The following is a 21,668-nucleotide window of genomic DNA, read 5'->3' as shown; positions in this document are numbered from 1 at the left end:
CCTGTCCCCTCTGTCCCCCTGTGCCCCTGTCGTCCCCTTCTGCCCCGGCGCCGAGTACGGCGCCCCGCGTGCGCCCCTTCGCACCCCGTGTCCGATATGTGGATAATGAGCCCACGTCGAAGGTATCCAGTTCCCGACCAGGGGCGTGGGCCGTGTGAGCACCGAACCCGCCGGCGAGGCGACCTCGCTCCTGGACACCCTCCGCGTCGGGGTCGTCATGCTGGACGGGCACGGCACCGTCCTGGTCTGGAGCCCGACCACCCAGGAGATCCTGGGCTGGTCGGCCGAGGACACCGTCGGCCGCTCGATCGAGGACTTCGTCGAGAGCGACGAGGCCGAGCGCCGCGCCCGCCGCAACAGCCTGGGGCGCACCGGAAGCTGGCAGGGCATCCTGCACGTCCGCCACCGGGCGGGGAACGTGGTCGAGGTCGAGGGCCGCGGCTCGATGCTGCGGGACACCGAGCAGCGCCCGTTCGTCCTGGCGAGCATCATGGAGACCAGCCGGCTGCGCGCCGTCGAGCACGATCTGGCCGTGCTGGACGCCCTGTTCGCCTCCTCGCCGCTGGGCATCGCGGTCTTCGACACCGAGCGGCGCTTCGTCCGCTTCAACGACGCCCTCGTACGACTGAACAACGCAACCCGCGCCGAGCTCATCGGCCACACCGTCGCCGACCTGCTCCCCGCCGCCATGGCCGAGGAGGTGCTGCAGATCCAGTCCAGGGTGCTGGAGACCGGGCGCTCGGTGGTGGACCTGGTGACCACCGCGCCCGACGGCCGGGGGGCCCGCTCCCTCTCCTACGCCCGGATCACCGACCGCAGCGGCACGGTCCGCGGGGTGAGCTGCACGGTCATGGACATCACCGAGCGGCTGGAGGCGCTCAACAAGGCGGAGGCGGCACGGCAGCGGCTCGCCCTGCTCGACGAGGTCGGCGTGGCGCTCGGCAATCTGCTGGACGTCCACGCCATCGCGCAGGCGCTCGCCGAGGTGCTGGTGCCGCGGTTCGCCGGCTACGCCGGGATCATGCTGCGCGACGAGGTCGCCGTCGGGGGAGAGCTTCCCGAACCGGTGATTCCCGTCGGCACGCCGCTGCGCCTCTTCGGTTTCGCCGCCCGGGAGAGCGGTGAGCAGGTGGAGCGGCTGCTGCGGCTCGGCAGCGAGATCCGCTACGAACGGGAGTCGCTGCTCGGCCGGGCGCTGGACAGCGGCATGCCGCAACTCGCCGGTACGCCCGAGGAGATCCTGCGCGCGACCCGGTCCGGCGACCCCCGGGTCGAGGCCGGCTTCGAACTGGGGGTGCACTCGCTGATGGCGGTGCCGCTGCGGGCGCGCGGCACCGTGCTCGGGCTGCTGCTGGTGAGCCGGGCGCAGGGGGACGAGCCGTACGGGGACGACGACCGCGCGCTCGCGACGGAGGTGGCCGACCGCTCCGGCACCTTCCTGGACAACGCCCGGCTGTACGCACGCGAGCGGGAGGGCGCGCTGATGCTCCAGCGCAGCCTGCTGCCGCAGCGCATCCCCGAGCCGCCGGGGGTCGACCTCGCCTACCGCTACGTTCCGGGCAGCAGCGGTACGGAGGTGGGCGGCGACTGGTTCGACGTCATCCCGCTGCCGGGCGGCCGGGTCGCCTTCGTGGTCGGCGACGTGATGGGGCACGGACTGCACGCGGCGGTCACGATGGGGCGGCTGCGTACCGCCGTCCGCACGCTGGCGGGCCTCGATCTGCCGCCGGACGAACTGCTCGCCCGGGTCAGCACGGTGGGGGACGACCTCTCCCACGGGCCCGACGACCCCCTGATGGCCACCTGCCTGTACGCGGTCTTCGAACCGGCCCCCACCTCGGCGGGCTCCCGCTGCGGGGTGCTGACCATGGCGAGCGCGGGTCATGTGCCGCCGCTGCTGGTCACCCGCGAGGGCGAGAGCGGGTGCCGGGTCCGGCCCGTCGACGTGCCCTCGGGCGTCCCGCTCGGCGTTGTCGGACCCGAACCGGACCAGGAGTACCCGCTGACCGAGACCGAGGTCGAGGAGGGGAGCATCCTGGTGCTGTACACCGACGGCCTGGTCGAGAGCAGAGGCGAGGACATCACCGAGGGCATCGACCGGGTCTGCGCGCTGCTCGCCGGTCCCGGATCCCGCCGCTCGGCACCCGGGGACGGGTGCACCTGGAACGGTGCGGCCGCCTACGTCTCGGCGGGACCCGTCGGTGCCACCGGCTGCGGCGGGCTGGAGAACTCCTGCGACCTGCTCATCGACTCGCTGCGCGGGCAGGGCTCCGGAACTCCCGGCCGGTCCGGCACGGGGGACGACGTCGCGCTCCTGATGGCCAGACTCGGCGGACTGCCCGGGCACACCGCCGCCTCCTGGTCCTTCACCCCCGGCAGCTACGCCGTGCGCAGGGCGCGCGAAGCCGTACGGAAGACACTGCGGGAGTGGCGGCTCAGCGATCTGGAGGACACCTGTGTGCTGCTGGTGAGCGAACTGGTCACCAACGCCTTGCGGTACGCGCACGGCCCTGTCGGAGTACGGGTGGTACGCGACATCGGTCGCGATCCGGCCGGGCCGGGGGGAGTGCTGATCGTGGAGGTGTCGGACCTGCTCCCCGAACCGCCCCGTGAGCGCGTCGTCACGGAGGAACAGGAGGGCGGCCGGGGGATCCAGATGGTGGCCAGCGAGGCCCGCCGCTGGGGCACCCGGCACGGCCCCGAAGGCAAGACCGTCTGGTTCGAACTGCCGTTGCCCTGAGCGGACCGGGACGGCGCCGGTCACCCCGTCCGCAACAGCAGCAACGGATGCGGCTCGGGTGGCGTGGGGTGGCGCGAAACGCCGGCATGGCCCGGTCCGTGGCCGGTGCGTACTCCTGGGGTTCGATCCGGCTTTCCCTGGTTAGGAGTCAGGGGTGACTCCCGTGAACAGCGGGGGTGTGCGCGTATTGCCTCGTCGTGACAAGGAAGACTTGTGGCGATCGGGAAGAGCGGGCTCCGGACGGCTCTCCGGCCTGCCACACTTCTCGGACCGGAGGCGAGCACCGGCAGTGGAAGGGGCGGCATTGAGCGATATCCCGGTGGAGGCGGCCGGTAAGCAGGACGACGTACGTCGTGCCCTGGCCCTGCTGAACGCCGCGGGCGCGCGGATCGGCAACTCACTGGACCTGGAGACCACCGCTCGCGAGCTGCTGGACGTGGCGGTGCCCCAGTTCTGCGATCTGGCCTCCGTCGACCTCTACGAGAGCGTGCTGGCCGGGGACGAACCCCGCCCCGTCGGACCGACGCCTCCCGAGGACACCGACGAGGCCGAGGGCTTCGACGGGCCGGAATCCGGCCGGTGCCAGGCGGCCGAGGGCCGGTTGGCCGGCGGGCTGCCCCGACGCCGCCGGGGGCCGGTCGGCTCGCCGCGCGGAGAGCTGCGCCGGGTCGCCTTCGCCAGCGCCGTCGCCAACACCCCCTACGTATACGCCCTTCCCGACGAGGACGCACGGGCCCGCGAGGCGGTGATCCGCCCGCGCGGCACCGCACCGGACGGCACCGCACCGGACGGCACGGACCCGGCGGAAGGCGCGGCCCGCGCCCGGGCCAATGGCGGCGCGCCCGCCGCCGGGCAGCCGGGCCAGCCCGCCGAAGTGGGCTCCACGCACTGCTACGCCGAGCACTCCCCGTTCGCCACCGCGCTGCGCACCGGCCGGGTGCAGCACATCCCCGGCCAGGACGGCACGGTGCCGGCGCAGTTCGGCGCCGTCGTGCAGTCGACGCTCGCGGTGCCCATGGTCGCCCGGGACCGGGTGCTGGGTCTCGCGCAGTTCTCCCGGGCCAAGGGCAGCGAGCCGTTCGGCGAGCGCGACGGCGCCCTCGCCGCCGAGCTGGCGGCCCGCGCCGCCGTCTGCATCGACAACGCCCGCCTCTACCGCCGGGAGCACGAGCGCGCCCTCATCCTGCAGCGCAGCCTGCTGCCGCCGGGCGACCCGGAGGCAGCCGGACTGGAGATCGCCTGCCGCTACCTGCCGGGCAACCCGGCGACCGAGGTGGGCGGCGACTGGTTCGACGTCATCGAACTGCCCGGACACCGCACCGCCATCGTCGTCGGCGACGTGATGGGCCGCGGGCTGCGGGCCGCGGTGGCCATGGGCGAACTCCGCACCGCCGTACGCACCCTCGCCCTCACCGACATGGAACCCGCCGAGGTGCTGGGCGCACTGGACGAGATCGCGCGCGGCCTGGGCGACCCGCGCAAGCAGCACTCCCAGCGGGGCCAGCGGGGCAGCGACACCGACCTGTCCGAGGTGTATCTGGCCACCTGCATCTACGCCGTCTACGACCCGGTCTCCCGGCGCTGCACCTTCGCCAACGCGGGGCATCTGCCGCCCATCATGGTCGAGCCCGGCGAGCCCGCGCTGCTGCTGGAGGTGCCCAAGGGGGTGCCGCTCGGCGTGGGCGGCGAGCCGTTCGAGGAGATCGAGATCGAGCTGCCGGAGGGAGCGATGCTCTCCCTCTACACCGACGGCCTGGTCGAGTCCCGGGACCATCCGCTGGACGAGGGGCTGGACCGGTTCCGCTCGGCGCTCACCGACGCCGCCGAGCCGCTGGAGGACACCGCGGACCGGGTGCTGCGCACCCTCAACGTGCACCACGGCGAGGACGACATCGCACTCCTCGTCGCCCGGGTGCAGGGGCTGGACCCCGAGCACGTCGGCGACTGGACGCTGCCGCCCGAGCCGCGGTCGGTCGCGCGGGCCCGCGACCTGATGTGCGAGCAACTCACCGCCTGGGACCTGGAGGCGCTCAGCGACACCGCCGAGCTGCTGGTGAGCGAACTGGTCACCAACGCGCTGCGGTACGGCGAGGGGAACATCCGGCTGCGGCTGCTGCTGGAGCGGACGCTGGTGTGCGAGGTGTGGGACGCGGGGCAGGTCCAGCCGCGCAGGCGCCGGGCCCGGGACACCGACGAGGGCGGCCGGGGACTGCAACTGGTCGACCTGCTCTCCACCGGCTGGGGAAGCCGCCGGGTGCCCTCGGGCAAGGCCGTCTGGTTCCAACTGCCCCGCCCCGAGGAGGGCGGAGCGCCCCCGGACCCGACCGAGGCGCTGCTGAACCTGTTCTGAGCCCCGCCGCGCTTCCGCCGGGGGGGGGCGAGCCGTCCGGCATTCGCGAGCCGTCCGGCGGGCCGCGAGCCGGGCGGCGGCCGTCTTGGGAGGGCGGCCGTCTTCGGACGGCGGGGCGCGGACGCGCGGGGGCGGCCGGTGGCGCGGCGGACCCCGCCGCGCCACCGGCCGCCCGGAAGCGCTCGGCCCGTCAGCTCGTCCGGCGGCGGATCTTGTTGCCCAGCCAGACCAGCGGGTCGTACTTGCGGTCGGCGGCACGCTCCTTGAGCGGGATCAGCGCGTTGTCCGTGATCTTGATGTGCTCGGGGCAGACCTCCGTACAGCACTTGGTGATGTTGCAGTAGCCGAGCCCGTGCTCCTCCTGCGCCGTGGACTTGCGGTCCAGGCCGGTCTCCTCGGCGGCGTCCAGCGGGTGCATGTCCAGCTCGGCGACCCGCATCAGGAAGCGCGGCCCGGCGAAGGCCGTCTTGTTCTCCTCATGGTCGCGCACCACATGGCAGGTGTCCTGGCACAGGAAGCACTCGATGCACTTGCGGAACTCCTGCGAGCGCCCCACGTCCTCCTGCTGCATCCGGTACTCGCCCGGCCCCAGATCCTGGGGCGGCACGAACGCGGGCACCTGCCGCGCCTTCTCGTAGTTGAAACCGACGTCCGTCACCAGGTCCCGCACCACCGGGAAGGCCCGCAGCGGGGTGACGGTGAGGGTCTCGTCGCGGTCGAAGACCGACATACGGGTCATGCACAGCAGCCGGGGCCGCCCGTTGATCTCCGCGCTGCACGAACCGCACTTGCCCGCCTTGCAGTTCCAGCGGACCGCGAGATCCGGGGCCTGGGTCGCCTGGAGGCGGTGGATGATGTCGAGGACGACCTCGCCCTCGTTCACCTCGACGGTGAAGTCCTCCAGGCCGCCGCCGTCCACATCGCCGCGCCAGACCTTGAAGTGCGCGTCGTAGCTGGTCGTGTCCGGTGCGGTAGTCACTCGCTCGTCAGCTCCTCGTCGGTCAGATACTTGATCAACTCCTCCTTCTCGAACAGCTCAAGGAGGTCCTTGCGGATCGGCGGCATCTCACGGCGCCGCAGCGCGATCCGGCCCGCGCGACCCGCCCCCGTCTCGGTCCCCGCCTCGGCCGCGGCCTCGCTCCCGGCACCGGGCGGTTCCGGGGCGGTGGCGGCGAGGGTGCAGACCAGGTTGGCGCGGCGCCACTCGCGGTCCATCTCGGGATGGTCGTCGCGGGTGTGCCCGCCGCGCGACTCGGTACGGTTCAGCGCGGCGCGGGCCACGCACTCGCTGACCAGCAGCATGTTGCGCAGGTCGAGCGCGAGGTGCCAGCCGGGGTTGAACTGCCGGTGCCCCTCCACCTTCGCGCGGCGGGCCCGCTCGCGCAGTTCGGCCAGCCGCTCCAGCGCCTCGGACATCTCCTCCTCGCGGCGGATGATGCCGACCAGTTCGTTCATGGACCGCTGCAGGTCCTGGTGGACCGTGTACGGGTTCTCGGCCGCCTCCGGTTCCCGCGCGCGCTCCTCCTCCGGCGCCGATCCGACGCCGAAGGGCCGCAGCGCCTCGGCCGCCGCCGCGTCGATCTGCGCGTCGCCGACCCGCGGGCGCTCATCGGCATGGCCGCGTGCGTACTCCGCGGCGTGCAGCCCGGCCCGGCGCCCGAAGACCAGCAGATCGGAGAGGGAGTTGCCGCCCAGCCGGTTGGAGCCGTGCATCCCGCCGGCCACCTCGCCCGCCGCGAACAGCCCCGGCACGCCCCGGGCCGCCGCGGTGTCCGAGTCGACGTCCACGCCGCCCATCACGTAGTGGCAGGTCGGGCCGACCTCCATCGGCTCGGCCGTGATGTCGACATCGGCCAGCTCGCGGAACTGGTGGTGCATGGAAGGCAGCCGCCGCTTGATCGTCTCGGCGGGCATCCGGGTGGAGACGTCCAGGAAGACCCCGCCGTGCGGGGAGCCGCGGCCCGCCTTGACCTCCGCGTTGATGGCCCGTGCCACCTCGTCGCGGGGCAGCAGCTCGGGCGGGCGGCGGTTGCTGTCCGGGTCCTCGTACCAGCCGTCGGCCTCCTGCTCGGACTCGGCGTACTTCTCCTTGAAGACGTCCGGGACGTAGTCGAACATGAACCGCTTGCCCTCGGAGTTGCGCAGCACCCCGCCGTCGCCGCGCACCGACTCGGTGACCAGGATGCCCTTCACCGACGGCGGCCAGACCATCCCCGTGGGGTGGAACTGCACGAACTCCATGTTGATCAGCGAGGCGCCGGCGAGCAGCGCCAGCGCGTGCCCGTCCCCGGTGTACTCCCAGGAGTTGGAGGTCACCTTGAACGACTTGCCGATACCGCCGGTCGCCAGCACCACCGCGGGCGACTCGAGGACGAAGAACCGGCCGCTCTCGCGCTCGTAGCAGAAGACCCCGGAGACCCGGTCGTCCTCCTTGAGGACCTGGGTGACGGTGCACTCCTGGAAGACCTTGATCCGGGCCTCGTAGTCGCCGCTCTCCTGGAAGTCCTCCTGCTGGAGCGAGACGACCTTCTGCTGGAGCGTGCGGATCAGCTCCAGGCCCGTGCGGTCGCCGACGTGGGCCAGCCGCGGATACTCGTGCCCGCCGAAGTTGCGCTGCGAGATCCGGCCGTCCGGCGTGCGGTCGAACAGCGCGCCCCAGGTCTCCAGCTCCCACACCCGGTCGGGGGCCTCGCGGGCGTGCAGCTCGGCCATCCGCCACTGGTTCAGGAACTTGCCGCCGCGCATGGTGTCGCGGAAGTGCACCTGCCAGTTGTCGCCCTCGTTGACGTTGCCCATGCTGGCGGCGATGCCGCCCTCGGCCATCACCGTGTGGGCCTTGCCGAAGAGCGATTTGCAGATCACCGCGGTGCGCAGCCCCTGCTCCCGGGCCTCGATCGCGGCCCGCAGTCCGGCGCCCCCCGCGCCGACGATGACGACGTCCCATTGCTGACGTTCGACGTGTGCCATGTCGCTGGTGTCCCTCTCAGAAGAGCCGCGGGTCGGTGATGGTGCCGGTGGCGAGCAGGTAGACGTAGAAGTCCGCCAGCGCCACGCTGAGCAACGAGGCCCAGGCGAGCAGCATGTGCCGCTCGTTGAGCTTTCCGACCCAGCCCCACATCCGGTAGCGCACCGGATGCTTGGAGAAGTGCCGCAGCCTGCCGCCGATGATGTGCCGGCAGGAGTGGCAGGAGAGGGTGTACGCCCAGATCAGCAGGATGTTGCCGAGGAAGACCAGCGTGCCCAGGCCCATGTGGCCCCACTCGTACTCCTCGTTGCGGAAGCCGAGCGCGGTGTCCCAGGTGAGGATCGCCGCGACCAGCAGCGCCGCGTAGAAGAAGTAGCGGTGGACGTTCTGCAGGATCAGCGGGAAGCGGGTCTCGCCGGTGTACTTCTTGTGCGGTTCGGCGACCGCGCAGGCCGGAGGAGAGGCCCAGAAACCGCGGTAGTACGCCTTGCGGTAGTAGTAGCAGGTGAGCCGGAAGCCCAGCGGGAAGATCAGGATGAGCAAGGCGGGGGAGAGTCCCCACCACTCGCCGAACAGGCCCCAGTTGGGCCCGCCCTTCATCGTCGTGCAGTTGTCCGCCAGACAGGGCGAGTAGAACGGCGAGACATACGGTGCGTGGTAGTAGTCGGCGTTCGCGAACGCGCGCCACGTCGAGTAGACGACGAACGCCAGCAGTCCGAGCGCGGTCGCGGCGGGGGCGAGCCACCACCGGTCCGTGCGCAGATGCGGCGCGGCGATGGCGGCGCGGGTGCCGGCGCGCACGCCGGTGGATCCCGGGTCCGCGGGAGGGCGGGACCCGGTCTTCGGTCGGGGTTCGGTGCCAGTGGCCAACGGTTTCTCCGGATGAGACGGCTGGGGTCAGGGCAGGCCCGGGCAGCAAGGGCGTGCCTTCAACGACTCGCTGTCCAACGAGTCACGGTGCGTGCCGGTCGCGCGCTCCGAGCCCCTCGTCGTCGACATCCGTCCACAGGCCCGGGTCGTAGGGCTGGTCGGGGATGGTCACCATCTCGGCGGGCGGCTCGGCCCTCGGCGGCGGAGCGGTCGCTCTCAGCAGGGAGAGCGACTCCTTGAGGTGTTCGGCGTCGCTGCGTACCCGCCTGATCTCCAGGCCGGTGCCGACGTGCTTCTCCAGTCGGCTCACGCAGCGCGCGAGATCGTCCAGGCAGCGCTGAGCGGCTGTCAGTTCGTCGTGCAGAGACATGACGTGCCCACCTCCGCGGTGGTGGCGGCTGGCGCGGTCCGTGCGCGTGGCGAGTGTTGCGCGTCACACTCCCGCTTGTGAAGGGTGCGGTACGCCTTTCCGCCGTACGGGCCACCCGGGCGGCTCCCGGGCCCGGCGGGCCGCCGGTTCCGCCGCCGATGCCGGGCCGCCTCTCCTGGGCCGCCTCTCCTGGGCCGCCTGCCCCGGCGCGCCTGCCCCGGGTCGCCGGTTCCGGGCCGGGCCCGAGTGGCCGCCGACAGCGACTCGCTCGCATGTCCGTACGGGATTGCCGCGCGGGTCAGCCCGTTCGGGTGGCCCGGGGGCGCGGGGGCCGGGCTGTGTGCTCTCCGCGTGCCGCACCGGAGTGCTCCGCACGGGTGGCGTGTGTACTCCGTACGTCGTGTTGCCCGCCTCCCGGGTGTGCGGGCGCCCTCGGCGGGGCGAATAGATGTGATGAGCCGCCAAAACCGCCGAAAGTGGACGTACGCGGGCGCGGTCAGCCCCGGAGGTTTCAGCATGCGAGCCGTCCCAGCCGAATCACGAAGGCCCTCGAGGCCGCCCCGGTCGGAGAGGAACCCCGGCCGGTACGCCACCGTCCCGCTGAGCAGGAACCGGCGCCGCACCCGGCGCTGGGTGGCCGCACTGGCCGCCGGGGTGCTGCTGCCACTGCCACTCGCCGCGTGCGGGGGTTCGGACTCGCAGGACGCCGAGGCCGGGAACGTCGGCTCGGCCCGGGCCGGCGGCGACGTACGGGCCGCCGCACGGCAGCAGATCGCCTCCGGCGGCACCCTGCGCTGGGCGGTGGACGCGCCGCCCAGCACGTTCAACGTCTTCCAGCCCGACTCGACCGAGGCGACCCAGCGGGTGGCCGGGGCCACCCTGCCCTCGCTGTTCGACCTGGACAAGCGCGGTCGCCCGCAGGCCGACCCGGACTTCCTGCGCAGCGCCGAGGTCACCGACACCGACCCGCGGCAGACCGTCGTCTACAAGCTCAACCCCAAGGCGCGCTGGAGCGACGGGCGGCGGCTGGGCGCGGCGGACTTCCGCGCCCAGTGGAAGGCGCTGCGCGGCAAGAACAACGCCTACTGGACCGCGCGGAACGCCGGATACGACCGGATCCGCAAGATCACCAAGGGGGCCGGGGACGACGAGGTGAAGGTCGTCTTCGGCAAGCCCTACGCGGACTGGCGGTCGCTGTTCACCCCGCTGTACCCGAAGCAGGCCATGCGCAGCCCCAAGGTCTTCAACGACGGCCTCCGCACCTCGCTGCCCGCCGCCGCGGGCCCGTTCCGGGTGGTGAAGGCGGGCAAGGACCGCTCCCGCACCCTCCTCAAGCGCAACCCCCGCTGGTGGGGCGACCGCGCGAAGCTGGACGGCATCGTGCTGACGGCCGTACCCCGCGACAAGCGGACCGCGGCCCTGGCCAAGGGCACGGTGGACGTCGCCGACATCGGCGCCTCGACGGCCGAGCGGATCGGTGCCGCGAACGGTCTGGGCGGCCCGCAGCGCCCGGACGCGGCCGAGGGGGCCAAGAACGCGGCGGAGGCCCGCAAGCAGGAGGCGAAGCGGCGCGAGGCGCGCAAGCGCAAGGCCCGGGAGCGGCTGGGCGCCGCCACCGCACGGGCGCTGGGCGGCTACGAGGTGCGCCGGGCGCTCGACCCGGCCTACACCCAGCTCACCCTGAACGCCTCCGGCGGTCCGCTCGCCGACGAGCGGGTGCGCCGCGCGGTGGCGCAGGCCATCGACCGGGACGAGCTGGCGGAGAAGGCACTCGCGGGCACCGGGCTGCCGGACGATCCGCTCGGCAGCCATCTGCGGATGGCCGACCAGGACGGCTACCGGGACAACAGCGGGGCCTTCGGCAGCGCCGACCTCGACTCCGCGCAGTCCCTGCTGGCCGACGCAGGCTGGAAGACCGGCGGGCTCGCCGGGCCGAACGCCGACGGGAGCGCCGGGAAGGCGGACGGCGAGAAGAAGAAGGAGAAGGGCGACGGCGGGGACGGGGAGGACCGGGCCGACGGCGGGCCCGCCGAGCCGTCCGCGGCGGCCGGCTCCCCCGACGCGGGCGGCCGCGCGCCGCACCGCGCGGCGGCCGAGGCATCCGTCGTACGGCTGACCGCGGCGCAGATCGCCCGGGTCGTGGACCGGCCGCTGGGTCTGACGGCCTCGGCCACCGCCCAGCGCGGCGCCGTCCTCGCACAGGCCGCGCACTCCAGCCTGGCCTCCGCCGAGCAGGCCGGTTCGGAGCGCAAGCTCAGCCGGGCCAGGGCCGCGCTCGAGACGGCCGAGAAGGTACAGGCCACGGCACAGGAGATGCGGCTGCTGGCGGGCGACCCGGCCAGTGCGGTGCGCAGCAAGGACGGCAAGCCGCTCGCGCTGCGGTTCGTGCTGCCGAGCGGCAAGGGCTCCGCGCAGTTGCGGGCCACCGGCAAGCGCATCGCCCGGATGCTGAACGAGGTCGGCATCCGCACCCAGATCAAGGAAGTGCCCGGCGACAGCTACTTCAAGGACCACATCGCGGCGGGCGACTACGACCTGGCGCTGTTCTCCTGGCCCGCGACGGCCTTCCCCGCCACCGAGGCGCGGCCGATCTTCGCCAAGCCGCGCGCGGCCTCCGACGGCTCACTGCTGGTCGAGCAGAACTACGCGCGCGTCGGTACCGACCGGATCGACCAGCTCTTCGAGCAGGCGGCGGCCGAGCTCGACGACGGGCGGCGCCGGGAGCTGATGGAGAAGGCCGACCGGCGGATCTGGGCGGTGGCCGGATCGCTGCCGCTCTACCAGCGTCCGCAGCTCGTGGCGGTCAAACGGGACCTGGCCAACGTCGGCGCTTCCGGATTCGCCTCTCCCGCGTACGAGGACATGGGGCGCCGGAAGAGCTGAGCGGGCGGCGCCGGGGCCCCGCACGTCCGGCCGCCCCGGTCGCGGGCCCCGCCCGTCGGCGCCAGGTCGGTGCCCATCGGTGCCCGCCCGCACCGGTCCGCTGCCGCGGGCGTGCCCGCGGCCCCCGGGAGCCCGCTACCACGGCCCCGTCCGGCACTCGGCGGACGGGGCCGTACCATGGTTGACGAGGCCGCGGCGAGCCGTGCCCGGCGTCAGGGACCGCGGCCGGTCGCACAGGGCCGGGCACCACCGGCCGGGAGGCCGGGGAAGCGCGGCCCGATCCGTCAACCCGGGAGACACCCCCCAGTGCCCACGCGCCACGACATCCGCAACGTCGCTATCGTCGCCCACGTCGACCACGGCAAGACAACCCTGGTCGACGCCATGCTCAAGCAGGCCGGAGCCTTCGCGGCCCACCAGCTCGAATCCGTCGACGACCGGGTGATGGACTCGAACGACCTGGAGCGCGAGAAGGGGATCACCATTCTCGCCAAGAACACCGCGGTCCGGTACCACCCCAAGGACGGCGGCGACCCGGTCACCATCAACATCATCGACACCCCCGGCCACGCCGACTTCGGCGGCGAGGTCGAGCGCGGTCTGTCGATGGTGGACGCGGTCGTCCTGCTGGTCGACGCCTCCGAGGGCCCGCTGCCGCAGACCCGCTTCGTGCTCCGCAAGGCGCTCCAGGCGCGGCTCCCCGTGATCCTCTGCGTGAACAAGACGGACCGCCCCGACGCCCGGATCTCCGAGATCGTGGACGAGACCTACGACCTCTTCCTGGACCTGGACGCGGACGAGGAGCAGATCGAGTTCCCCATCGTCTACGCCTGCGCCCGCGACGGCGTCGCCTCGCTGACCCAGCCCGCCGACGGCGCGGTGCCCGAGGACAGCACCAACCTGGAACCGTTCTTCACCACCCTGCTGGAGACGGTGCCCGCGCCGGTGTACGAGGAGGCCGCGCCGCTGCAGGCGCACGTCACCAACCTGGACGCGGACAACTTCCTGGGCCGGATCGCGCTGCTGCGGGTCAAGGAGGGATCGCTGAAGAAGGGCCAGACCGTGGCCTGGATGAAGCGGGACGGCTCCGTGCACAACGTGCGGATCACCGAACTGCTGATGACCGAGGCGCTGACCCGCAAGCCCGCCAGTGAGGCCGGGCCGGGGGACATCTGCGCGGTCGCCGGCATCCCCGACATCATGATCGGCGAGACGCTGGCGGACGCGGAGAACCCGGTGGCGCTGCCGCTGATCACCGTCGACGAGCCCGCCATCTCGATGACGATCGGCACCAACAACTCCCCGCTGGTCGGCAAGGGCGGCAAGGGCCACAAGGTCACCGCGCGGCTGGTCAAGGACCGGCTGGACCGGGAGCTGATCGGCAACGTCTCGCTGCGGGTGCTGCCCACCGAGCGTCCCGACGCCTGGGAGGTGCAGGGCCGCGGTGAGCTGGCGCTGGCCATCCTGGTGGAGACGATGCGGCGGGAGGGCTTCGAGCTGACCGTGGGCAAGCCGGAGGTCGTCACCCGCGAGGTCGAGGGCAAGCTGCACGAGCCGGTCGAGCGGATGACCATCGACGCCCCCGAGGAGCACCTGGGTGCCATCACCCAGCTCATGGCGTCCCGCAAGGGCCGGATGGAGACCATGACCAACCACGGCTCCGGCTGGGTGCGCATGGAGTGGCTCGTCCCCTCGCGCGGGCTGATCGGCTTCCGTACGGAGTTCCTGACCGAGACCCGTGGTACCGGTATCGCGCACTCGATCTTCGAGGGGCACGAGCCGTGGTTCGGCGAGCTGCGCACGCGGCGCAGCGGGTCGCTGGTCGCGGACCGCTCCGGGGTGGCGACGCCGTTCGCCATGATGAACCTCCAGGAGCGCGGCACGATCTTCATCGAGCCCGGCACCGAGGTGTACGAGGGCATGATCGTCGGCGAGAACTCCCGTTCCGACGACATGGACGTCAACATCACCAAGGAGAAGAAGCTCACCAACATGCGGGCGGCCTCCGCGGACACCACGGAGAACCTGGTGCCGCCGCGGCGGCTCTCGCTGGAGCAGGCGCTGGAGTTCTGCCGCGAGGACGAGTGCATCGAGGTGACGCCGGAGACGGTGCGCATCCGGAAGGTGAACCTCGACATGAAGGAGCGCGCGCGGGCTGCGGCCCGCGCCAAGCGCTGACCGAAGGAGCGGTTCCGGGCGGTGCGACGGCGCTGCCCGGCACTGCCCGAAGCCTCCACGACCGGTTGCACTCCGTAGCGGCCGGAAGCGGGCGGATCGCAGGCACAGGGGCCCCACCCGACGGGTGGGGCCCCTTCGTGCATCCTGGACTTCTCCCTGAGCAACCCCCCATGTCCGGTGAACAGAGAATCCTCTCAGGGGATTGTCCGGTTGATCCGTATTGGTGCAGGGCCACTCTCCGAATAACGGATAAGAAGTTGCATGTGTAATCAAAATGAGACTCCTTGACTCTGGTTCAACAGGGGGGTGAAGGCGGATAGTGAAGTCATCGAGCTCGGGTTAGAGAGTCACGCACCGTCATATGGGCGCCGACTCCGCGAGCGTGGGGGCGTGTTGTGTTGATCCGGCGGAACTGTCGGGTCCGGGCACCGCCCCCTTTCTCTTGGCGAAAACTCTGAGGAGGACGCCCCATGCGCGGCGCGAAGACGATGCAGTGGTCCGCTCTCGCGGCGGCGGTGGCCTTGGCGGCCACGGCCTGCGGCGGCTCGGACGGTGACGGCGGCTCGGCCGCCGGGAAGCCCGCTGGGTACGTCTCGATGTTCAACGGCGAGCCCCAGCACCCGCTGATGCCGTCCAACACCAACGAGAAGTTCGGCGGCTACGTCATCGACGCGCTGTTCACCGGGCTGGTCGGCTACGACGCCAAGGGCGGCCTGACCAACATGAACGCCGAGTCGGTCGACACCAAGGACAACAAGACCTGGACCGTCAAGCTCAAGAAGGGCTGGACGTTCCACGACGGCACGGACGTGACCGCCGAGTCCTACGTCAAGGCGTGGAACTGGATGGCCAACGTCAAGAACAAGCAGGCCAACAGCTACTGGTTCGGCGACATCAAGGGCTACGAGGACGTCCACCCCGAGAAGGGCGACCCGAAGAAGGACGAGATGTCCGGGCTGAAGGTCGTCGACGACCAGACCTTCACCATCGAGCTGTCCGAGCCGGTCCCGTACTTCGAGTACAAGCTGGGCTACAAGACCTTCACCCCGCTGCCCGAGTCGTTCTACAAGGACCCCAAGGGCTTCGGTCAGAAGCCGGTGGGCAACGGCCCCTACGAGTTCCAGAAGTGGACCCACAACAAGCTGATCCAGGTCAAGGCCGTGGACAGCTACAAGGGGTCCAACAAGGCCAAGAACAAGGGCATCCAGTTCAAGAACTACTCCAAGCTGGAGTCCGCCTACCAGGACGCCCTCTCCGGCAACCTCGACCTGGTCGACGGCGTCGGTCCCAAGGACCTGCCCAAGCGCAAGGCCGACTTCGGTGACCGCGCCCTGGACGTGCCCTACGCCGGCACCCAGAGCATCGTCCCGGCCTTCTACTCCAAGCCGTTCAAGGACGTCGACCCCAAGGTGATCCAGGGTCTGTCGATGGCCATCGACCGCAAGACGATCACCAAGACCGTGCTCCAGGGCACCCGCATACCCTCCAAGGGCTTCACGCCGCCCCAGGTCAAGGGCTACCAGAAGCTCGACACCGATGTGCTGTCCTACAACCCGAAGAAGGCCAAGCAGTACATCGAGGACGGCGGCGGCATCCCGGGCAACAAGATCTGGATCCAGTACAACGCCGACGGCGGCCACAAGGAATGGGTGACCGCGGTCTGCAACAGCATCACCAAGGCCACCGGGGTCAAGTGCGTCGGTGACTCCAAGCCCGACTTCCAGACCGACCTCGAGGCCCGCCAGGCCGACAAGGTCAAGGGCACCTACCGCGGCGGCTGGCTCGCGGACTACCCGCTGAACATCAACTTCATGCAGGACCTGTACAAGACCGGCGCCTCCACCAACTACGGCCGGTTCTCCGACAAGAAGGTCGACGAACTCTTCACCAAGGGCGACCACGCCGACTCCCTCGACGCCTCCGTCGAGGACTACCAGGCGGCGGAGAAGGAACTGCTGAAGAAGATGCCGGCCATCCCGCTGTGGGACTACGCGGCCAACATCGTGCACGGCGAGAACATCGACGGCGTCAAGGTCGGCTTCGACGGCAACGTCCTCATCACCGACATCACCGTCAAGTAGCAGCACGTCGCTGACGCCGGGGCTGCCCGCACGGACGCGGGCGGCCCCGGCCGTCGCCTGAATCCTCTTTCCGTTACGGAGGCACTATGGGGCGCTATGTCGCGCGGCGACTGCTCCAGATGATCCCGGTCTTCATCGGGTCGACTCTGCTGATCTTCAGCATGATGTACGCGCTGCCCGGCGACCCCGTGGCGGCGCTCTACGGTGAAAAGAAGCCGGACCCCGCACAGATCGCGGCCATCAAGCATCAGCTCGGGATGGACCTGCCCCTGTGGCACCAGTACTGGAACTACCTCACCGGTCTGTTCCAGGGGGACTTCGGTACCCAGATAGCCACCCAGCGGCCGGTGGCCGAGGTGATCGAGCAGGCGTTCCCGGTGACGATCCGGCTCACGCTCTTCGCGTTCGTCTTCACCGTCGTGGTGGGTGTGCTGCTCGGCATGGTCTCCGGCCTGTTCGCCGACAAGGCCTTCGACCGGATCGTCCTGATCTTCACGCTGCTGCTGATCTCGATCCCCAGCTTCGTGCTCGGATACCTCTTCCAGTACCTCTTCGCCTTCCAGCTCGACTGGCTCACCCCCACTGTGCAGGACTCCAGGGACATCGGGCAGTTGATGCTGCCGGCCATCGTGCTGGCCGCGCTCTCGCTGGCGTATGTCACCCGGCTCACCCGCACCTCGGTGGCGGAGAACCTGCGGGCCGACTACATACGCACCGCCATCGCCAAGGGGCTGCCGCGCCGCCGGGTGGTCGGAGTCCACCTGCTGCGCAACTCGCTCATCCCGGTGGTGACCTTCCTCGGTACCGACATCGGCGCGCTGATGGCCGGTGCGGTCGTCACCGAGGGCATCTTCAACGTGCACGGTGTCGGCAACACCATCTTCGAAGCGCTCAACCGGCGCGAGGGCTCCACGGTCGTCGGCATCGCCACGCTGATCGTCATCGTCTATCTCGTCGCCAGCCTGCTCGTCGACCTGCTTTACGCGGTCCTGGACCCGAGGATCCGTTATGACTGAGACCCTGAACGTGCCCGCATCGGCGTCCACGGATCCGCAGCCCGACCCCTCGGGCGCGGACGCCAAGCCGGCCAAGGGCCGCAGTCTGTGGACAGATGCCTGGCAGGACCTTCGGCGCAACCCGATGTTCGTCATCTCGGCCGTGCTGATCGTGCTGCTGCTCACGATGGTCGCCTTCCCCGGCTGGTTCACCTCCGCCTCTCCGACGGTGGGCGACCTGACGCACCACTACCAGGGCGAGCCCCGCTACACCCACTTCTTCGGCGAGGACTGGTTCGGGTACGACACCCAGGGCCGTTCCGTGTGGGCTCGCATGGTCCACGGCGCCCGGGCCTCCGTGCTCGTCGGTGTACTGGTGACGCTGTCGGTGACGCTGGTCGGTGGCATCGTCGGCCTGGTCGCCGGGTACTTCGGCGGCTGGCTGGACAGCGTGCTCTCCCGGATCACCGACATCTTCCAGGGCATCCCCTTCCTGCTCGGTGCCATGGTCGTGCTCACCACTTTCACCAAGAGCAACCTGTGGGTCGTCATCGCCGCCCTGCTCTTCCTGGGCTGGACGCAGATCGCCAGGGTGGCCCGGGGTTCGGTGATCACGGTCAAGCAGAGCGACTACGTGCATGCGGCGAAGTCACTGGGCGCGAGCACGGTACGGATCATGTTCCGGCACATCGTGCCCAACGCGCTCGCTCCTGTGGTGGTCGTCGCGACGACGGCGCTCGGCGGCTACATCGCGGCCGAGGCGACCCTCTCCTACCTGGGCATCGGCCTGGCCGCACCCGCGGTCTCCTGGGGTGTGGACGTCTCCAACGGCAAGGACGCGCTGCGTACCGCGCCGCACATTCTGATTTCCCCCGCTGTCATGGTGTCCCTCACCGTGCTGGCGTTCATCATGCTCGGCGATGCGGTCCGCAACGCCCTCGATCCGAAGAGCCGTTGAGGGAGGCGGGAGAAGACATGACCCTCCTCGAAGTGCGCGACCTGCACGTCGATTTCCAGACCCGGGACGGTGTCGTCAAGGCCGTCAACGGCGTCAACTACAGCGTCGAGGCCGGTGAGACGCTGGCGGTGCTGGGCGAGTCCGGTTCGGGCAAGTCGGTGACCGCGCAGGCGGTCATGGGCATCCTCGACATGCCGCCGGGGCGCATACCCAAGGGCGAGATCCTCTTCCACGGCGAGAACATGCTCACCATGTCCAAGGAGGAGCGGCGCAAGATCCGCGGCGCCCGGATCGCGATGATCTTCCAGGACGCGCTCTCGTCGCTGAACCCGGTGCTGACCGTGGGGTACCAGCTGGCCGAGATGTTCCGCGTCCACCAGGGGCTGGGCCGCAAGGAGGCCAAGGCCCGGTCGATCGAGCTGATGGAGCGGGTGAAGATCCCCGCGGCCAAGGCCCGGGTGAACGACTATCCGCATCAGTTCAGCGGGGGTATGCGGCAACGGATCATGATCGCGATGGCGCTGGCGCTGGAGCCGGACCTGATCATCGCGGACGAGCCGACGACGGCGCTGGACGTCACGGTGCAGGCCCAGGTGATGGCCCTGCTCGCCGACCTGCAGCGCGAGTACAACATGGGGCTCATCCTGATCACGCACGACCTGGGCGTGGTGGCGGACGTGGCCGACAAGATCGCGGTGATGTACGCGGGCCGGATCGTGGAGACGGCGCCGGTCAAGGAGCTCTACCGGGCCCCGGCGCACCCCTACACCAAGGGCCTGCTCGAATCCATCCCGCGGCTCGACCGCAAGGGCCAGGAGCTGTACGCCATCCAGGGGCTGCCGCCCAACATGGCCAAGGTGCCGGAGGGCTGCGCCTTCCATCCGCGCTGTCCGGCGGCGCGGGACATCTGCCGCACCGAGCTCCCCCCGCTCGCCGAGGTCGACGACGCCCGCGGCAGCGCGTGCCACTTCTGGAAGGAGACGATCGATGCCTGAGCGGCGCGAGAATTCCGAGCCGATCCTGGAGGTGCGGGATCTGGCCAAGCACTTCCCGCTGACGCAGGGCATCCTCTTCAAGCGGCAGATCGGCGCGGTCAAGGCCGTGGACGGTATCTCCTTCGACCTGTACCCGGGCGAGACGCTGGGCATCGTGGGGGAGTCGGGCTGCGGCAAGTCGACGGTGGCCAAGCTGCTGATGAACCTGGAGCGGCCGACTTCGGGGACCGTCCGGTACAAGGGTGAGGACATCACGAAGCTGTCGGGGCGGGCGTTGAAGGCGGTGCGGCGGAACATTCAGATGGTGTTCCAGGATCCGTACACGTCGTTGAATCCGCGGATGACGGTGGGGGACATCGTCGGGGAGCCGTTCGACATCCATCCGGAGGTGGCGCCGAAGGGGGATCGGCGGCGCCGGGTGCAGGAGTTGTTGGACGTGGTCGGGTTGAATCCCGAGTACATCAACCGGTATCCGCATCAGTTCAGTGGTGGTCAGCGGCAGCGGATCGGGATCGCGCGGGGGCTGGCGCTGCGTCCGGAGATCATCGTGGCGGACGAGCCGGTCTCGGCGCTGGACGTGTCGGTGCAGGCGCAGGTGGTCAACCTGATGGAACAGCTCCAGGACGAGTTCGGGCTCTCCTACATGTTCATCGCCCACGATCTGTCCATCGTCCGGCACATCTCCGACCGCGTCGGCGTGATGTACCTCGGCAAGATCGTGGAGATCGGCACCGAGACCGAGATCTACGAGCACCCCACGCACCCCTACACCCAGGCACTGCTGTCGGCCGTTCCGGTGCCCGACCCGGAGACGGAGGACGGGCGGGAGCGGATCGTGCTGGAGGGCGACGTGCCCTCACCGGCCGATCCGCCCTCCGGATGCCACTTCCGCACCCGCTGCTGGAAGGCCCAGCAGCGCTGCGCCGTCGAGGAACCGGCCCTGGCACTGCCGGAGAACTTCGCCGACACCCTGCCGGAGCAGCCCGTGCACCACCCTTCCGCCTGCCACTTCGCGGCTGAGCGCACCGCGGTGATCCCACCCTCCAGCCGCTGAGTGCGTGCGTGGTTCCGGATCCGCCTCCGGTGTGCGGGTGCCCGCGGCGGGGTGCGCCGCCGCCGCGCTGAGCGGCCTCCGGTCCGGCCCGGTCAGGAAGTCGTCAGGTGGCGGTCCGGGGAGGGACGGCGGCGGGGGAGTCGCGGACCGTGCCCTTGGTGAGGGCCAGCAGCACGGCGAGTCCGGCGACCACCTCGAACACGTTCGTCAGCACGCGGAGCCGGCTCTCGATACCGAGGGTGTCGAGGTGGTCGAAGAAGTCCATTCTGAGCGTGAAGGCCACCCCGAAGACGCCGAGGGCGAGCAGCGGCGCGGAGGCGATCAGGCCGAGCGGGCGGGAGAAGGGCGCACCGCCGAGGGCCGCCGTCGCCGTCACCAGGCTGAGCACGACGACGGCCCACAGCGTCCAGCCGGTCGGTGCGTCCAGCAGCCGGACGATCGCGCGCTCGCCGGTGAGCGTGTGCGCGTAGCGGTCCCAGCCGTACTGCTGCCAGGTGCGTATCTCCCAGGCGGCGAGCACCACACCGCAGGTTCCCAGCAGCAGGAAGGCGGCGACGGCGCCGCTCCGGGTGGGCCCCGCCGGGGGGCCGTCTGCGGGGTCGGGCTCCTTCCGGCCGTCGGGGCCGTACGCTCCGGGGCCGTACCCGTCGAAGACGGCGTGGGCGGGGCGGCGGCCCGCTGTCGCCGTGATGACCAGGACGGCCCCGATGACGACCGCGGCGATGGTGCTGAAGAGCACCTTGCTCAGCAGCCCGCCCGGGACGCCCTGCATCCAGTCGGCGTTGAGGTTCCACAGGCCCGGCGCGCGCACGGCCACGGTCAGCAGTCCGGTGCAGGTGAGTATCGCCGCGGAGGAGGAGGAGCGGAACGCCGTCACGGCGGCGACGGAGTACAGCAGCACGAGCGTCGGTTCGAGGAACGAGGTGACCCATACGCCGTCCTCGGCGCGGGCGGGGAGCCCCGCCCAGTTCCACCAGACGTCGACGACCTCGTGGGCCTTGGTGAAGTCCCGGGCGATCCACACGAGGCTGATCAGCGCGAGGGCGGCTGTCAGCAGGGCCCCGAAGGCGCGCGCCCCGCGCGAGAGTGTCCTGTCCTGGCCCATGGCTCGGCCCCCCGTATGTGCGGTGTCGCGATGTCCCCGGATCCGTCCGTGTCTACCCGTGATCGCCGTCCGGCTACAAGCGCCCCCTGGCGCCGCGCCGCACGGCACTGCGACCGCCCGTCCA

The 21,668-nt window shown here is 70.9% G+C and carries 14 protein-coding genes; 9 read left to right on the top strand and 5 right to left on the bottom strand.

Annotated elements, in window-relative coordinates; genetic code table 11:
- The first annotated feature begins 154 nt into the window (after positions 1-154).
- The gene (locus BMX65_RS20125; RefSeq protein WP_239502110.1) at positions 155-2,740 is read left to right on the top strand and encodes a SpoIIE family protein phosphatase; all 2,586 of its coding nucleotides are present in this window, start codon (positions 155-157) and stop codon (positions 2,738-2,740) included.
- Between the two features lie 304 nt (positions 2,741-3,044).
- Positions 3,045-5,090: an ATP-binding SpoIIE family protein phosphatase gene (locus tag BMX65_RS20120; protein ID WP_075001730.1), complete on the top strand. Its 2,046-nt coding sequence runs from the start codon at positions 3,045-3,047 to the stop codon at positions 5,088-5,090.
- 190 nt (positions 5,091-5,280) lie between these two features.
- Here the strand turns inward: BMX65_RS20120 and BMX65_RS20115 are convergent, their stop codons facing one another.
- The 4 genes from BMX65_RS20115 to BMX65_RS20100 form a co-directional block, all read right to left on the bottom strand.
- Positions 5,281-6,069, bottom strand: coding sequence for a succinate dehydrogenase/fumarate reductase iron-sulfur subunit (locus tag BMX65_RS20115; RefSeq protein ID WP_075001729.1), 789 nt, complete (start codon positions 6,067-6,069; stop codon positions 5,281-5,283).
- Positions 6,066-8,057 (bottom strand): fumarate reductase/succinate dehydrogenase flavoprotein subunit, encoded by a 1,992-nt coding sequence (locus BMX65_RS20110; RefSeq protein ID WP_075001728.1) that lies wholly within the window; start codon positions 8,055-8,057, stop codon positions 6,066-6,068. The genes BMX65_RS20115 and BMX65_RS20110 overlap by 4 nt, the downstream gene beginning before the upstream one ends.
- Positions 8,058-8,073: 16 nt before the next feature.
- Positions 8,074-8,925: a hypothetical protein gene (locus tag BMX65_RS20105; protein WP_075001727.1), complete on the bottom strand. Its 852-nt coding sequence runs from the start codon at positions 8,923-8,925 to the stop codon at positions 8,074-8,076.
- A gap of 82 nt (positions 8,926-9,007) precedes the next feature.
- Positions 9,008-9,295: a hypothetical protein gene (locus BMX65_RS20100; protein WP_075001726.1), complete on the bottom strand. Its 288-nt coding sequence runs from the start codon at positions 9,293-9,295 to the stop codon at positions 9,008-9,010.
- Positions 9,296-9,928: 633 nt separating this feature from the next.
- Here BMX65_RS20100 and BMX65_RS20095 point away from each other — a divergent pair.
- From BMX65_RS20095 to BMX65_RS20065, 7 genes are all read left to right on the top strand, one after another.
- Positions 9,929-12,178 (top strand): ABC transporter family substrate-binding protein, encoded by a 2,250-nt coding sequence (locus tag BMX65_RS20095; RefSeq protein WP_239502111.1) that lies wholly within the window; start codon positions 9,929-9,931, stop codon positions 12,176-12,178.
- A gap of 306 nt (positions 12,179-12,484) precedes the next feature.
- Positions 12,485-14,356, top strand: a complete 1,872-nt coding sequence (typA, locus tag BMX65_RS20090; protein ID WP_075001725.1) for a translational GTPase TypA — start codon at positions 12,485-12,487, stop codon at positions 14,354-14,356.
- Positions 14,357-14,826: 470 nt separating this feature from the next.
- Positions 14,827-16,437: a peptide ABC transporter substrate-binding protein gene (locus tag BMX65_RS20085; protein WP_075001724.1), complete on the top strand. Its 1,611-nt coding sequence runs from the start codon at positions 14,827-14,829 to the stop codon at positions 16,435-16,437.
- 86 nt (positions 16,438-16,523) lie between these two features.
- On the top strand, positions 16,524-17,453 hold the full coding sequence (locus tag BMX65_RS20080) for an ABC transporter permease (RefSeq protein WP_019354460.1): 930 nt from the start codon (positions 16,524-16,526) through the stop codon (positions 17,451-17,453).
- Positions 17,446-18,390 carry an ABC transporter permease gene (locus tag BMX65_RS20075; RefSeq protein ID WP_019354459.1) on the top strand — a complete coding sequence of 315 codons (945 nt, stop codon included), beginning with the start codon at positions 17,446-17,448 and terminating at the stop codon, positions 18,388-18,390. The genes BMX65_RS20080 and BMX65_RS20075 overlap by 8 nt, the downstream gene beginning before the upstream one ends.
- A gap of 17 nt (positions 18,391-18,407) precedes the next feature.
- Positions 18,408-19,385, top strand: a complete 978-nt coding sequence (locus BMX65_RS20070; protein WP_019354458.1) for an ABC transporter ATP-binding protein — start codon at positions 18,408-18,410, stop codon at positions 19,383-19,385.
- A complete protein-coding gene (locus BMX65_RS20065) occupies positions 19,378-20,439 on the top strand; it encodes an ABC transporter ATP-binding protein (RefSeq protein ID WP_075001723.1) in 1,062 nt (353 codons plus the stop codon). Before BMX65_RS20070 ends, BMX65_RS20065 begins: the two co-directional genes overlap by 8 nt.
- Positions 20,440-20,542: 103 nt before the next feature.
- Here the strand turns inward: BMX65_RS20065 and BMX65_RS20060 are convergent, their stop codons facing one another.
- Positions 20,543-21,544: a hypothetical protein gene (locus BMX65_RS20060; RefSeq protein WP_075001722.1), complete on the bottom strand. Its 1,002-nt coding sequence runs from the start codon at positions 21,542-21,544 to the stop codon at positions 20,543-20,545.
- Positions 21,545-21,668: the final 124 nt, after the last annotated feature.

The sequence above is a fragment of the Streptomyces qinglanensis genome (assembly GCF_900111245.1).
GTDB lineage: Bacteria > Actinomycetota > Actinomycetes > Streptomycetales > Streptomycetaceae > Streptomyces > Streptomyces qinglanensis.
The sequence above is the reverse complement of the archived record's forward strand: the minus strand, read 5'-3'. Positions and strand labels throughout refer to the sequence as shown.

Excerpts from the sequence above, each read along its gene's own strand:
- BMX65_RS20075 (WP_019354459.1), top strand. The coding sequence starts at position 17,446 with ATGACTGAGACCCTGAACGTGCCCGCATCGGCGTCCACGGATCCGCAG.
- BMX65_RS20070 (WP_019354458.1), top strand. The coding sequence starts at position 18,408 with ATGACCCTCCTCGAAGTGCGCGACCTGCACGTCGATTTCCAGACCCGG.
- BMX65_RS20100 (WP_075001726.1), bottom strand. The coding sequence starts at position 9,295 with ATGTCTCTGCACGACGAACTGACAGCCGCTCAGCGCTGCCTGGACGAT.
- BMX65_RS20080 (WP_019354460.1), top strand. The coding sequence starts at position 16,524 with ATGGGGCGCTATGTCGCGCGGCGACTGCTCCAGATGATCCCGGTCTTC.
- BMX65_RS20110 (WP_075001728.1), bottom strand. The coding sequence starts at position 8,057 with ATGGCACACGTCGAACGTCAGCAATGGGACGTCGTCATCGTCGGCGCG.
- BMX65_RS20060 (WP_075001722.1), bottom strand. The coding sequence starts at position 21,544 with ATGGGCCAGGACAGGACACTCTCGCGCGGGGCGCGCGCCTTCGGGGCC.
- BMX65_RS20065 (WP_075001723.1), top strand. The coding sequence starts at position 19,378 with ATGCCTGAGCGGCGCGAGAATTCCGAGCCGATCCTGGAGGTGCGGGAT.
- BMX65_RS20085 (WP_075001724.1), top strand. The coding sequence starts at position 14,827 with ATGCGCGGCGCGAAGACGATGCAGTGGTCCGCTCTCGCGGCGGCGGTG.